Annotated in this window: 7 protein-coding genes; 4 read left to right on the top strand and 3 right to left on the bottom strand. The window is 45.4% G+C overall.

All coding sequences use genetic code 11. The features are described from left to right. Window positions 1-191: 191 nt before the first annotated feature. From BW716_RS13125 to BW716_RS13115, 3 genes are read right to left on the bottom strand one after another with little or no spacing between them, the layout of a single operon-like run. Entirely contained in the window at window positions 192-1,670 is a 1,479-nt protein-coding gene (locus tag BW716_RS13125) for an OmpA family protein (RefSeq protein ID WP_083723021.1), read from the bottom strand. After that, window positions 1,667-3,820, bottom strand: a complete 2,154-nt coding sequence (locus tag BW716_RS13120) for an alpha-galactosidase (protein WP_083723020.1) — start codon at window positions 3,818-3,820, stop codon at window positions 1,667-1,669. Before BW716_RS13120 ends, BW716_RS13125 begins: the two co-directional genes overlap by 4 nt. A gap of 60 nt (window positions 3,821-3,880) precedes the next feature. Next, window positions 3,881-4,090 (bottom strand): hypothetical protein, encoded by a 210-nt coding sequence (locus BW716_RS13115; protein WP_083723019.1) that lies wholly within the window; start codon window positions 4,088-4,090, stop codon window positions 3,881-3,883. Between the two features lie 190 nt (window positions 4,091-4,280). Between BW716_RS13115 and BW716_RS13110 the strand changes: the two genes are divergently transcribed. From BW716_RS13110 to sprA, 4 genes are all read left to right on the top strand, one after another. Next, window positions 4,281-4,640: a helix-turn-helix domain-containing protein gene (locus BW716_RS13110; RefSeq protein ID WP_083723018.1), complete on the top strand. Its 360-nt coding sequence runs from the start codon at window positions 4,281-4,283 to the stop codon at window positions 4,638-4,640. Window positions 4,641-4,658: 18 nt separating this feature from the next. Beyond that, window positions 4,659-5,984 (top strand): hemolysin family protein, encoded by a 1,326-nt coding sequence (locus BW716_RS13105; RefSeq protein ID WP_083723017.1) that lies wholly within the window; start codon window positions 4,659-4,661, stop codon window positions 5,982-5,984. Between the two features lie 21 nt (window positions 5,985-6,005). Continuing rightward, window positions 6,006-8,483 carry a YfhO family protein gene (locus BW716_RS13100; protein ID WP_083723016.1) on the top strand — a complete coding sequence of 826 codons (2,478 nt, stop codon included), beginning with the start codon at window positions 6,006-6,008 and terminating at the stop codon, window positions 8,481-8,483. 312 nt (window positions 8,484-8,795) lie between these two features. Beyond that, a complete protein-coding gene (gene sprA, locus BW716_RS13095) occupies window positions 8,796-16,040 on the top strand; it encodes a cell surface protein SprA (RefSeq protein WP_235643681.1) in 7,245 nt (2,414 codons plus the stop codon). The last annotated feature ends 53 nt before the right edge of the window (window positions 16,041-16,093 follow it).

Below are 16,093 nucleotides of genomic sequence, written 5' to 3'. Positions count from 1 at the left end.
AATCTTCCTTTGGGCGATTGATTCTGGTTTCTCTCTTTTAAATTTAGGAAAATATATTGTACAAACAAACGCTGCTACCTTTGGCAGCAGCGTTTGTTTGTAGTGGGGCCTGCGGCCGGCTATAAGGCGGGAAGCCTTTGGACCAGGAGGGTTTGCCCCGGGAGGCTTTTTGTTATTAATGTTATGCTATTTTAATCTGTTGTATGGAAAATAATTATTTCCACTCTCCGGTTTTTTCTTCTTCCTTCTAATGTTTTGTTATCCGCCACCGGCTGCGTTTCGCCAGCTCCGCTAATCTGGCGGATGTCATTTCCTACACCATACTGCTGCATATAGCCGGCTACGGCAGTTGCCCTACGTAATGATAAAGTATAATTATAATCATCATTACCTGCATTATCTGTATGCCCTGTTACCTGTAATTGCACGCTTCCATCCCTTGGTATTTTTTTCATCAAACTATCAAGTGCTGCATGCAATGCAGGATTGAGCTCACTACTGTTAAATTTGAATAATATATCTGGTATGACCAGTGTATCAGGAGGTGGGACCACCTTTTTCACGACCACTACCGGCGGCGCTACATGGCACAAGATCATTTCTACCCTGTTATTATCTGCCTCAGTTGTATCATATCGCGGATTTCGCTTCCCCTCTCCTCTTATCTGGAAATCATCAAAACTATACCCCTCATTATATACAAGATAAGTAGCCACTGCCTTCGCCTTATCATAGGAAATAATTTTATTGTACTCTTCCGATGCTGCCTGCCATGCATGGCCGACCAACTGAATCCGCATGGTCGTATCTCCTTTATAATTTTTCAGTGCGTCGTTGATAGGCTGCCGATATCGTTCATTAATCGTAGTATGATCCTGGTTAAATAAATCATCTTTCAATATCAATGTATCACATCCCTCATGACTCCCATTGAGTGTATGCAGGACAGGTCTGCCCGGGGTCAAAGCTTCCGGAATAGAATGCCTGTGATGTTCTGCATATAAAGCAGCCCGTGTAGCAGCGGTATCTCCGCATAGCTGCAATTGCTCATTGACAGCTGTAATACTGATACTATCTATTAATACCTGTGCATTGGTATAACCAGAAAATCCATTTTTACGCACAGGTGCTTTGAAATTCCCCACTATCAGGTGTGTCGCATTATTAGTGGCCACATAGGTCTTCTCTAATATATACCAGGGCATTTTGGTATGCCACAGTTTTTTTTGCTGATCCGCTTCATTTAGTTCTACGCTGACAGGTTGTGACAAACAACCAGTATTCTCACTAAAGATAAAAGCCGTATCAAACCGCAGTCCGATACGCAACGGATAATTTTCCGTATTCATATACACCCTTATCTTATACGCCTGTCCTTTTTGCAACGCACACAACAACCGGGTTTGTATATACACTCTTGCATCCGGATTCTCCACAGGTCCTTCCTGCAACAGGGATACATAGTGCTGCCCCTGCAAAGCAGCGCCATTACAGAGATATTTCATCTTGATCATCTCTGGTGCAACAGCCATCCACCCGCAGGGAGCACAGGGCGCTATGTATTCCGTGCAGATATTTACTTCCTCAAAACTCGCATTCGGCACCAGGTTCTGTGCACTTAGCAGGTTTGTACAGTAACAGAATAATATAATCAGTAAGCTTATTTTCATTCAGTCACAATTTCCAATACTTTGCTGGATAACGGCTCATTCCCGGATACATTGATACCCGCTTTCATGAGATAATCACCCGAAAATATCTTATTGTGTTCATATAAATGAGATTCTTCGCCGGGCTTCAGGTTGATTTCCGTCACCCTGTATTGTCTGTGTGGATCCAATCCCTGCAATTTTACAGGTGCAAAGTTTTCTCCAAAACGGGTATGCAGGTTATAAGCGAATAAGACTGATTTTGATTGCGCAGCATCTACGTACATCAACACGGCTCTATTCTCCTTATAGGGAGAGATCAAACGATACAGATCACCATGCGCCAGTACCGGCTGCAACCGTTTATAGTTCGCCACGGCCTGCTGACTAAATGTCCATTCATCGCCCGTGAATTTATCCAGGTTTATATCATACCCCAGTCTGCCCATCATCGCCACATCTGTACGGAACTTCAGGGATTGCTTACCCCATGAGGTAACGTGGTCGGCTACTGTAAATGAAGGGAAGAAATAAGAATATCCCCACTGTATAAATACCCTTTCAAACGGATCTGTATTGTCACTTGCCCAGAACTCTGTAAAGTAAGGCAACGCCCCATAATCAACCCTGCCACCGCCACCGGAGCACAACATGATCGCTAAGTGCGGATACTTGCTACGGATACGTTTCAGCACCTGGTACAAACTACGGGTGTATTCAATATATAGTCCTCCCTGGTTGTCTTTCAGGTAAGGAGAATATGCATTTGTGATCATACGGTTACAATCCCACTTGATGTAGGCAATACCCGGGTTGGCAGTCATCATGTTATCAACGATACCATATACAAAATCCTGTACTTTAGGATTCACCAGATCCAATACCAGCTGGTTACGGAAGTAATCTTCACCTCTGTTTGGCAACTTCAGTATCCAGTCAGGATGCTGGTGATACAGATCGCTGGCAGGATTCACCATTTCAGGTTCCAGCCAGATACCAAATTTCACCTTTTTCTCTTCCGCAGTTTTTACCAGGTAACCCAGTCCATGCGGCAGTTTAGCCTTCATTTCCTGCCAGTCGCCCAGCCCTGCATTATCGGCATTGCGGGGGTATTTATTCCCAAACCAGCCATCATCCAACAAAAACAGATCAGCCCCTAATTTATGGGCATCATCAAACAAAGCAGAGAGCTTTTCTTCATTAAAATCAAACCCAGTCGCCTCCCAGTTATTCAGCAATACGGTACGTGGTTTATCGCCATCAATCACACCATACTTCGCACCCCAGCGATGGAAGTTATGACTGATAGCAGCACGGCCATTATCGCTGTAAGAAAATATAAATGCAGGAGTTTCAAAATTCTGGTCAGGTTGTAGTTTATATTGAGAAGCATAGGTGTTCATACCTGAAATAACCCGAAGCATATTCAGCTCGTCGACTTCAAAAGCAAACCGGAAATTGCCCGTCCAGGCCAGCGTACCTGCCATCACAGCGCCATGTGTTTCAGTAGAAGGTTCTTCTAAAGAAACAAAATAGAAAGGCATCTGGTACATATCTGCACGGGTACCCAGTTTGGAATCAAGGATCTTGATACCACTGGTCAGTTCGTTTTCATCCATCTTCATTTCTTCTGCCCAGTCACCATGGAAGTTGGTAAGGTAGTATTTATGTGCATTGAAGTGCAGGATGCTGGATGCGAAATTTGCCAGGACAACGGCTCCTTTTTCCTTATGACTGATCTCTGTCCATACCTTAAAGATGTCTTCCTTTGCATAGGTATTGACATGTAGTAATACGGTAAATGGATATTTCGGGTCACGCAGGGTGATAGTGGTCGCAGTGATATTGTCATCCGTTTTTACCGTGTTCCGGTTAATGTACAACAGCTCCAGCGAAGGGTTGCCATCCGCATGGGTGACCTGTATAGCAGGTTCAAACAGGTTGTTTGTACCCGCGGGTGTATATGCCTCCCAACGCTCTACAGGACGAAGCTGTTCTCCGCCATCTGCGAGTTTGGGACCAAAGTATTTCTGCAACAATCTTCCTTTGCCATCTACTTCAAAATCCAGTTGTAAATGATCGGTGGTGGTAGAGAATCGTTCCTGCGCCAGCAAACGCGTGACGGGTAAACAGCAAAATAGCGTAAAGGCAATAGCGACCTGTTTAATCATAACGTAAAATGGTTAATTAGCGGGTTAAGCTATTACTTTTTTTCAAATTTTACTAACCATTTATCGATGAGCAGACCGGTTCCCGATAAAGGGTTTAATCTGCTCATAAAGCGGGTACCAGTCCATATACACCTCAAAAGCAACCAGGGAACGGCCTAATGTTGCTTTCATATTGGTAATGCGGGCATTGTACTTACTCTTGTGCGCCGTATAGGCCATCTGGACATTGTAGGGCGTTTCTGATAACGGAAGCGGGTCTATTCCGGGCATATTCAAGGATTATATTTCCTAAAATACGGATTTCCTACTAAAGAACTAGACTAATTTGGATAAATTAGCCTGCGACTTGAACAAAACAATGGAACCACAACCCCTTTCATAATAGTTTTTTCCTTTAACTGTTAAACATTAACTTTGGGGGTACTGATACTTTTATAGAGTACTGACAAAAATGTAAGTAATGAGAAAAGAAAGCTCTACTAATACATTGAACAGGAATAAAATCAGCAACAACTGCGGCATGGCGTATACGCTGGACGTAATAGGCGGCCGATGGAAACCGACTATCTTGTGGAGCCTGCTCAATGGCAAGCTGCGATATAGTGAACTGAAAAAATCTATTCCCGATGTATCTGAAAGAATCCTGGTCCTGCAGTTGAGAGAACTGGAAAAAGACGGACTAATCAATCGACTCGTTTATGCAGAAGTGCCGCCAAGAGTAGAATACGAGCTCACTAAAGACGGCGCCTCACTCCAACCCATGTTACAGATCATATCTGAATGGGGTGATGTGCATAGACCTCACAAAGCAAACGTTTAAAAATTAAGACACGCAATAATGAGCTTAGAAATATTTTTTACCATCTTTTTGGTGCTGCTGAACGGGTTTTTCGTTGCTGCAGAATTTGCTATCGTAAAGGTCCGATCCTCGCAGATAGAAGTAAACTCAGGTCGCAATAAAACAGTATCCAAGATAGCCAAAGACATGCTGAATAACCTTGACGGTTACCTGGCAGCTACCCAGTTAGGTATCACCCTCGCTTCTCTGGGCCTTGGCTGGGTTGGTGAAAAGGTGATGACAGAAATGATCATCAATCTCTTTACTTCACTGGGCCTGAATCCAGATGTAGGTATCGCTCAAAAAGTAGCCATCGGCTGTGCATTCCTCGCTATCACCATTCTGCATATCGTATTTGGCGAGCTGGCCCCCAAATCTCTCGCTATCCGTAAACCAGTGCCAACCACTTTTACAGTGGCAGTGCCGCTGAAATTGTTCTATGTCATTTTCCGTCCTTTCATCTGGATCCTGAACGGTCTGGCCAATGTGATCCTCCGTATCATTGGTATCACCCCCGTTCATGAAAATGAAGACATACACACGGAAGAGGAACTCCGTGTGATCATTGCTGAAAGCCACCAGGGCGGTGTGATTGAAGAAACGGAGAAAGCCCTGATCCAAAACGTATTTAACCTGGGCGACCGCCATGTATCTACCCTCATGACCCCCCGAAATGAGGTGATCTGGCTGGATATCCAGGATAGCCCGGAAATAAACAAAGCTAAGATCCTGAAACATAAACATACCATGTACCCGCTGGCTAACGGCGACCTGGATCATACTACCGGCTTTGTTTACAGCAAAGACCTGCTCAGCGATAATTTCAACGCTGCCATCAATAACCTGTCAGCCCTGAGCCGCAAACTACTCGTGGTGACGGTACACAACCGTACTTACCAGCTGCTGGAACTCTATAAAAGAGAACGTATTTACCAGGCTATGGTCGTTGACGAATTTGGTTCTATCAAAGGCCTCGTGACCATCAATGACATCGTAGACGCACTGGTAGGTGATATCTCTGAAACGAATGAATTTGAATACGAAGTGATCCGCCATGAAGATGGCAGTATGCTGGTAGACGGACAGCTGCCATTCGTGGAATTCCTGGAACTAATCGGTGTAGATGCCGACCAGCAAAGAGTAAATGTAAACAACTTTGTCACCCTGGGTGGTTTTATCCTCGACAAACTGGGTAAAATACCTCAGAGTGGCGACAGTCTGCAATGGAAAAACCTGAAAATGGAAGTGGTGAAGATGGACCAGCACCGCATTGCCAAGGTGCATATCTGCAATATTGAAAACGATCCTAAAGAGGAAGAGGAATAACACACAACTTAATATACTTCTATGAAAACCAGCTGGTTCAAGTCCCTGTTACCGCACCTGGCAGCCATTCTGGGTTTGCTGATCCTTGCGGTTTTGTATTGCAAACCCGTATTAGAAGATAAGGTCATCAGTCAGAGTGATAATGTGCAGTGGCAGGCGATGGCTAAAGAAGCCATGGATTATAAAAAGGAGCATGGCATTCCTCCATTATGGACCACCAGTATGTTTGGCGGGATGCCGACCTTCCAGCTGGCCATGGAGTCTCCTTACCACATTGATAGTGCTATTCCTGCAATCCTCACACTGGGATTGCCCAAGCCGATCAATGTATTGTTTCTCTCCGCACTTTGTTTTTATTTGCTTTGCATCGTTTTAGGTACACGCTCATGGATCGGCTTTGCCGGTGCAGTGGCGTATACCTATGCCAGTTATTCGCCTATTATCATCGTCACAGGGCATGACACCAAGATGATCGCACTGGCCTATCTGCCTGCGGTCATTGCAGGTCTGGTGCTCATTACCCGGCGTAGTTACCTGGCGGGTACGGGCATCATGGCACTCTCCCTCTCCTACCTGATTGCCGCCAATCACCTGCAGATGACGTATTATTTCTTCCTGATACTGGCCGTCCTGGGTATTGCCTATGCCGTCTATTCTATCAGGGAAAAAGCGTTTAAACACCTCATTACAGGTGGTTTACTGGTTTTGCTTGGTGTAGGACTGGCACTGGCATCCAATGCTGTGAGCTTGTGGACGACCTATCAATATTCGAAGGAAAGTACCCGCGGTGGTAAGTCGCCATTGAGTCCACTGCCGGGTGAAACTGCCGAACAACATAATGGAAAGAACTATGCATTTCAGTGGAGCTATGGCAAGTTTGAAACGTTCACGCTCATTGCACCTGATATTTATGGTGGCAGCTCAAGTGGTAAACTAGGCACGAATTCAACTACCTATAAAACATTAACCGAAATCGGTGTACCTGCTAACAATGCAGAAAAACTGGTAAGCAGCTGGAACCTTTATTGGGGAGATCAGTCTTTATTAGGTACCTCGGGGCCTGTGTACCTGGGTGTCATAGTGTGCCTGCTTGCACTGCTTGGCTTGTTCATAATCCGTTCATGGCACAAGTGGTGGCTGATCGGCATCTCTATACTGGGTATTGTGCTGGCATGGGGTAGCAACTTTGCTGCATTCAACTATTTTATGTTTGATCATTTTCCGCTTTATGATAAGTTCCGCGCACCTTCGCAGGCATTGATCATCCCGCAGTTATCATTTGCGATATTGGCAGTGATGACATTGCAGGAAATGATCAGCGGTGAAATCAAAAAGGAGGAGCTACTGAAGAAACTGAAATGGTCTGGTTATATCATGGGCGGCTTACTGGTGTTGTTGCTACTGGCATCTACCAGTATGCGCTATACCAATGCCACCGGCGACAACGCCAACCCGCATAGTGATGATCAGTTCCATGCCCAGCTGGTACAAATGACACAGGGCCGGACCGATATTGCAGACAAATTGATGGCTGCAACAAGGGCAGACAGGGCGGATCTGTACAGAAGTGATGTATTTCGTTCTATCTTTTTTGCAGCACTGGCATTTGGCCTCCTGTGGTTCTTTATCAAAGGGAAACTACAGGCGCGTTACCTGGCAATAGGTATCACTTTACTCATTATGATCGATTTGCTACAGGTAGACAGGCGCTATCTGAATGAAGATAGTTTCATGGATGCCGGATCTTATAGTATGCCATTTCAGGCCTCTCCTGCCGATCAGCAGATACTACAGGACAAGGATCCGTACTACCGCGTATTTAACCTGACCCGCGACCCCTTCCAGGACGCCATGACGTCTTATTATCATAAGAGCATAGGAGGTTACCATGCGGCGAAGCTCCAACTTTACCAGGACCTGATTGAAAGACAGATCAGTCAGAACAATATGCAGGTACTGAACATGCTAAACACAAAGTATATCATTACCAACGGCGTGGAAGGTGCTGCCGTACATCAGAATCCGGATGCACTGGGCAATGCCTGGTTTGTAAAAAACATTCAGTGGGTACCGGATGCAGATGCGGAAATGAGTGCACTCACCACATTCCATCCAAAAGATACCGTGGTGATTGACCAGCAATATAAACCACTGGTGAAGGCGGATTTCCAGTTTGATTCCAGTGCCGTCATTGCTTTACAGTTCAATCACCAGGATACCATTGCGTATACATCCAGGGCCGCCACACCACAGTTTGCCGTATTCTCTGAGATCTATTACCGCCAGGGATGGAAAGCTTATATAGATGGAAAAGAAGCGCCTTATACCAGGGTAAACTATGCTTTAAGAGGGATGTCTGTTCCCGCAGGCGACCATACCATCACATTCATTTTTGCACCTGAAGCATATTATGCAGGTGTAAAATTATCACTCGGTAGCTATATCATCATGTTGCTTTTATTAGCAGGAAGTCTTGCATTGTACTTCCGTAAGAAATAAATTTCAAAGTCCGCCTTCAATAAATTTTGAAGGTGGACTTTCCCTTTTCATCTATACATTTTAGCTGTTCGTAGTAAAAAAACGCGATTCTTGTTTTACAATAGCAAATTCCCCTATCTTGCGTGAAATATAGGGCTGTCTTGCCCTTTCAGCTATCAACTTTACCATTTCATCTATACAATTCTCCTATCTGTAGCCAACAAACAATAGTACTGTAAAAATGCTCGTTTGATGCGAAGCCGCTTTTCGTATAGTCAGACTATACAGGCTACTATTATTGGTATTTACGAATTGCTGCTATAGAAAGAACGCGTGAAGAAATCCCTTAGAAAACGTCTTAGAAAACACTATGCTGCCTTAACTGTATTTAGCATAGTGGCCTTTTTCATGGTTGATTCTGCAGCAAGGGGAGCCAGGGGCGTTAGTTACTATCCAATTGGCTCTTCTCCGAATCATGCTGCATATGATTCCATGATACCTGTGAAAGATACTACGGATACGTTAAAGTATCCTATCAGGGACAGGCACTCTCCGGAGCTCGTAGAGCCTGTACAGAATGCTATTGACCTGAAAGATCCTAAAGGTATCAAACGGGACGTGGAATACGATCCTGCTACAAAAGAGTATATTATCTCCGAAAAGATCGGTGATAAATATTATAGGAATCCTACGTCTATGAGCTTCCAGGACTTCTATAACACGCAGTCCCGTAAGAGCGAGAATGATTACTTCATGAAACGCGCTTCCACGCTGGGAAACCTGAACAGAAGTAATCCGCTTGAACTTAAAAAATCAAATAAACTTTTTGATCGGTTATTCGGTGGCAGTAAGGTAGATATCAAGCCACAGGGTTACCTTGAAATATCAATGGGCTATGCAGGCCAGTATACCAACAACCCTGTATTGACCGAGTCTTCACGCCGCAGTGGTGGGTTTGATATGAATATGAATATCAACCTGAACGTAACGGGCAAAATCGGTGATAAACTAAAGATCATCACCAACTATAACACTCAGTCTACCTATGATTTCGAAAATCAGATCAAACTCGAGTACACCGGTTATGATGATGAGATCATAAAAAAGATTGAAGCCGGTAATGTAAGCTTTGCGCTTCCAACGACACTGATCAGTGGAATGCAATCACTTTTTGGGGTAAAGACGCAGTTGCAGTTCGGCCGCTTAACTATGACCAGCGTGCTTTCCAGCCAGAAGTCACAGAAGCAGACGCTCACCCTGAAAGGCGGTAATCAGACCACCAGCTACAGCCTCAAATCTGATGCGTACGATGAAAATAAAAACTTCCTGCTGGCACAGTTCTTCCGCGATACCTTCAACTATGCTATGGGTAATCTGCCTAGTATCCGTTCGCTCTCCAACATCACACGTATCGAGGTATGGGTAACGAATAAGACAGGTACAACAACGAACACCCGTAACGTAGTAGGTCTGATGGACCTTGCTGAATACAGTCCTTACAATACAAATGCCGTACACGTTGTAAGCAGCGGCAAACTGCCTTACAACGGTATCAACGATCTGTATAGCAAACTCTCTGCAGACGATGCCGCGCGGCTACCCAGTACCGTCATTTCCCAACTCCAATCGTACGGTCTCTCTGCCGTACAGGATTATGAAAAAACCTATGCACGTAAACTGGATAGTACGGAATATACCGTGAATAAGAAACTCGGCTACATCTCTCTGAATACAACGCTTTCGGCAGACCAGGTGCTTGCTGTGGCGTATGAATATAGTTACAACGGTCGTACCTATAAGGTCGGCGACTTTGCACAGGATGTACCACCAGATGCGAGCAACAATAACAACAGCCGCATCCTCTTCCTGAAAATGCTGAAAGCTACTGCTGCCCGTCCGATACTGCCTATCTGGGACCTGATGATGAAAAACATCTATTCCACCGGTGGTTATCAGCTGAGCAGTACCGACTTCACTGCCGATGTATATTACAATGACCCCGGCAATGATACCCGCGCAGCCAGCCCCAGACGCTATCTGCCGGATGCTGTCGGCTCTTACAGCGGTGCACCGATCATTACCATTCTCAACCTCGATAACCTGAATACGAACAATGACCCGCAACCAGATGGTGTGTATGACTTTGTGAGCGGGTATACTGTAGACGTATCTAATGGTAAACTCATCTTCCCCGTACTGGAACCTTTTGGTAAAGACCTTGCCAAAGCATTTGGCGGTGACGCTGCTTTGGAAAAACAATACCTCTATACCAAACTGTATGATACCACCAAAACGGCCGCACAACAGTATTCTTCGCTCAACAGGTACCTCATTAAAGGGAGTTATAAAGCAGGTAGTTCATCAGAAGTATCATTGAATGCATACAACATTCCTTCTGGTTCTGTAACCGTTACTGCAGGTGGTAAAACACTGACTGAGAATATTGACTATACAGTAGATTATAACCTGGGTAAAGTAAAGATCATCAATGATGGTATCCTCAGTTCCGGTACTACTATCAACGTCTCTTTTGAGAATAGCGGCCTATATGGGCAGCAGGTACGTAACTATGTAGGTACACGTTTTGACTATGCTGTGAATGAAAAGCTGAGCCTGGGTTCTACCATCGTGCATATGAGTGAACGCCCTTACACCACCAAAGTAAGTTATGGCGAAGACCCTATCAATAACACAGTCGTAGGGCTGGATGGTAACTATAACTCTGAATGGAAAGGACTGACCCGGCTGTTAAATAAATTACCAAATTATAGCACCAAGTCTACCTCCGCTGTGAGTCTGACGGGCGAAGTAGCCCGCTTATTCCCCGGCCATAGTAAACTGATCAATGCATTTGGTTCCAATGAAGGACAGGTATACATTGATGACTTTGAAGGCACTGAAAGTAACTACGACCTGAAAACGCCGAGTAGCAGCTGGGCGCTGGCTTCTACACCGGCTGGTGCTACAGATAGTTCAGGTAATATCATGTTCCCGGAAGCGACATTGACTGATTCTGTTGATTATGGAAAGAACAGGGCTTTGCTCTCCTGGTACATCATCGAACCTACCCTGCAGGTAAACAGTACTTCCGATCTGCCAGCAGGTATTACCAAAGATGACCAATCTGATCCACGTACACGTATCGTATACCAGAAAGAGATCTTCCCGAACCTTTCTACGGACTATACTTCCACACAACTCACCACCCTTGACCTGGCGTATTATCCAAAAGATCGTGGTCCATACAACTTCGAAGCCAGCCGTACAGAGGTGAATACAGATGGTACGCTGAATAACCCCAAGAAACACTGGGGAGGTATCATGCGCGCCTTAGACAATACTGACTTTGAGACCTCCAATATACAGTATATAGAATTCTGGGTACAGGATCCATTTATAAAGAATACCACCAGTACTGGTGGTGACCTGTACTTCAACCTCGGCGCCGTTTCTGAGGATATTCTGAAGGATTCCTATAAGTTTTTTGAAAACGGGATGAAAGCACCCAGTACCACGATCAACTATGATTCTACTGCCTGGGGCCATACACCAAACTATACCACACAGCTAACGAAGGCTTTTGACAATGATGCAGATGTAAGGCAATACCAGGACGTAGGTTACGATGGATTGCGTACTGCTGATGAAGTATCTTACCGTACACACTTCCTGAACCAGCTGCGTACCAACTTTGGCGTTAGTGCGGAGGTATATACACAAGCGCTTGGTGACCCGAGTAATGACAACTACCATCACTACAGGGGTAATGATTATGACAAGGCGAAATATGGCATTCTGGCCCGATATAAACGCTATGCCATGTCAGACGGTAACTCTCCTGCTACTACCAGTGGGTCCTCCTACTCTACTGCGGCGACTAATATTCCGGAGTCAGAAGACCTGAACTTCGATAATACCATGAATGAAACGGAGTCCTATTTCCAGTACCGGGTGCATTTAAGCCCGAATATGACGATCGGACAGAATTACATCGTGGATAAGGTTGATGCCTCCGTCACTTATACCAATGGTAGCACCGGTACAGAAACCTGGTACCAGTTCAAGATCCCGATCGAACAGTATAGCGCGGCGATCGGTGGTATTGCAGACTTCAAGTCCATTCAGTTCATGCGTATGTTCCTCACGAATTTCTCTGATTCTGTCGTACTGCGCTTTGGTAAACTGCAACTGGTCAGGAACCAGTGGCGACAGTATAGCTACGAATTACAGACAGGCTCCGGCGATCTGGTAGCTGCGGATGGCACTACGACCTTCAATACAACGTCTGTAAATATCGAAGAAAACGCTTCCCGTACGCCTATCAACTATGTACTGCCACCGGGATTATCACGCGAGTCGACGCTCAGTACCAGCAATACCACCCTGCTGATGAATGAGCAATCCCTTTCCTTACAGCTTTCCAAACTGCAGGATGGTAAGTCAAGGGCGGTATACAAAACATTGGGCATGGACCTGCGCAGGTATAAAAAACTGCAGATGTTCATACACGAAGAAGCGGTAGAAGACGACAACAGTTTAAAAGATAAAGACCTGCAGGCGGTGATCCGCATTGGTAGTGACTATACAGAGAACTTCTATGAATACCGTATTCCACTGACCAAAACGGCCTTTGGCGCCACCTCACAGACGGCTATCTGGCCTACGGCGAATAATATGGACATTACGCTGACGGACTTCAGCAACCTGAAACAAACACGTAATAATGCAGGTGCTTCTACAGCTACGCTGTATGAGAAGACCCTGGCAAACGGAAATGTGATCGGGGTGATCGGTAACCCGAACCTGGGTGATGTGGAAGGGATGATGGTGGCTATTTACAACCCGCTGGATGATGGGTTGACGAAGAATGCAGAAGTTTGGTTTGATGAATTGCGATTGACCGGGCTGGATGAAAAAGGAGGGTATGCCGCTACAGGCAGGTTGAATATGCAGCTCGCCGACCTCGGCCAGCTGGCCGTAACCAGTACCATGCACACCGCAGGGTATGGGGCCGTGAACCAGAGTGTGAATGAACGCTACCAGGATAACCTCATCTCCTACGATGCATCATTAAGCCTGGATATGGGTAAATTGTTACCAAAAAGAACAAGGTTAGCGATTCCTCTCTATGTTGGGCAATCCAAAACCAGCAGCATGCCGGAATGGGATCCGTTTGACCTGGACATCAAATTGAAGGAAAAGCTGAAATTAGCGGCTAATAAACACGAAAGAGATTCTATCAAGGCACAGGCACAAGACGCGACGACGACCAGTAGTTTCAACGTGACGAATGTGCGCAAGCTGAGTGACGGGAAAAAGAAGCTGCGACCCTGGAGCCTGGAGAACTTTGACTTCACCTATGCATATACGGGCACTAAAATGCATAGTCCTACTACTGAGAACTATGAGCTAACTAAGAACAGAGGTGTATTAGGTTATAACTTTACCGGCACCAACAAATTCTGGGAGCCTTTTAAGAAAACGATCAAAAATAAATCGCCGTGGATGAAGTTGTTCAAAGACATCAACCTGAATCCCCTGCCTTCTATGATCAGCTTCCGGGCGGACCTGACAAGACAGTTCAGTGCTACACAGCTCAGGAACGTAGGAAGTAATTATAAACTGTCCGAGACGTATAACAAGTACTTTACCTTCGATCGTTATTATGGTTTGAAGTGGGACCTGACACGTAGTCTGAGCTTAGACCTGACAGCGACGAACAATGCACGTATCGATGAGCCAACCGGAAGACTGAACTCCTCTGCCAAGCGGGATACGGTATGGAACAATCTGCTGAAACTGGGTCGTAATACCAACTACTTCCAGACTTTCAATGCCACGTATACCCTGCCATTGTCAAAGATCCCGATCATGAGCTGGACGAACTTTGCCGTGCAATATACGGCGCAGTACAAATGGACGGCGGCTTCCCTCTCTAACAGGATACAGGGTAACACTATTGAAAATACACAGGTGGTCGCGGTGCTGGCGGAGTTTAAATTCACAGACCTGTATAATAAATCAAAGTTTCTGAAGGCAATCACAGCCACAAAACAGCCGGTGAATCCGAATGCAAAACCAGCGGCGAACGCGAACGGCAAAAATCAGCCTGCGAAGAAGGAGGAAAAGCTACCGGAAATATCTCCTTTGGTGAAGTCTATATTGCGACCGATCTTATCACTCAAGCGTGTTAACATCAACTACTCTGAGAACAACTATACGAGTCTGCCGGGATGGATGGACAGTACACAGGCATTGGGTATGAACTGGCGGAGTATGGAGCCGGGACTGGCATTTGTGTTCGGTTATCAGCCAGATAAAAAATGGCTGGATAAAAAGGCGGCGAAGGGATTATTTTCTGCCGATACCCTGTTCAATAATCAGGTTGTACAGCAGTTCTCACAGAACCTGCAGATACAGGCGCAGTTGGAACCGGTACCAAATCTGCGGATTGATTTGACGCTGACCAAGACATTTACCAAGAACCACTCTGAAACATTTAAAGACAGGTATGGCGGAGGGAACTATGAGCACCTGGATGCATATGAGACTGGTGGATTCCAGGTCACTTCGATTATGCTGAAGACCTTGTTCATGAAGGGAGGACTGGCGAGGAGCTTTGCGAATTTCAGAAAGTACAGAACGACATTGTCAAAGAGATATTGGTCTAAAAACCCTTATGCACACGATGGTTCTACGCCAACGTATGATACCAGCGACGCTTCTTATATGTATGGATATGGCAAGTATGAACAGAATGTGCTGATATCCTCTTTTATTGCGGCTTACACAGGGAAGGATCCGAATAAGGTGGGATTGATTGCAACGGATGGATTGGATAAGATCAGAAGTAATCCTTTCAGGAATATTATTCCATTGCCGAACTGGCGGATCACGTATGATGGGTTAGCGAAATTAGCGCCGTTCAGTAATTTTGTACAGACGCTGACACTGAATCACTCTTATGTGAGCAATTTGAGTATGAACTCCTACAATTCATCCTCCAGTTATATGGATAAGAACTCGTTGGGGAATCCGAGTTTTATAGATACGGTGTCGGGGAACTATGTACCTTATTATACGGTGCCGAATGTGACGATGATAGAACAGTTATCGCCGTTATTAGGGGTGGATATGACACTGAAAAACAATATGAATGTGCATGTGGATTATAAGCGAACGAGGTCATTGAGTTTGAGTTTGACGGATTATCAGCTGGTGGAGGCGCGTACGGCGGAGATCACGTTGGGTGGTGGGTATAGGTTGAAGGGGGTGACGTTGCCGTTTGTGGTGGGGAAGAATGGGTCGCATAAGCTGGATAATGATTTGAATATGCGGCTGGATTTGAGTTATAGGGATGAGAAGTCGGTGAATAACCAGTTGGATGGGGGGATTTCGACGCCTACATCGGGGCAGAAGGTGATTAGTATAGCGCCGAGTATAGATTATGTGTTGAATAAGCGGATGAATTTGAAGTTTTATTATACGAGGAAACAGACGATACCGGTGTTGTCGACGTCGAGTCCGACGGTGACGACGACGGGTGGGTTGACGTTGAGGTTTGTGCTTGGGCAGTAAAAAACAGCGCGAAAAGAGGATTTGAAATAGGGCGAGGGGCTGACCAAAAAGGT

Source organism: [Flexibacter] sp. ATCC 35208 (assembly GCF_001975825.1).
In the GTDB taxonomy this organism is placed as follows: Bacteria; Bacteroidota; Bacteroidia; order Chitinophagales; family Chitinophagaceae; genus Chitinophaga.
Note: the sequence above shows the minus strand (reverse complement) of the source record. Positions and strands in the feature narration are given on the sequence as shown.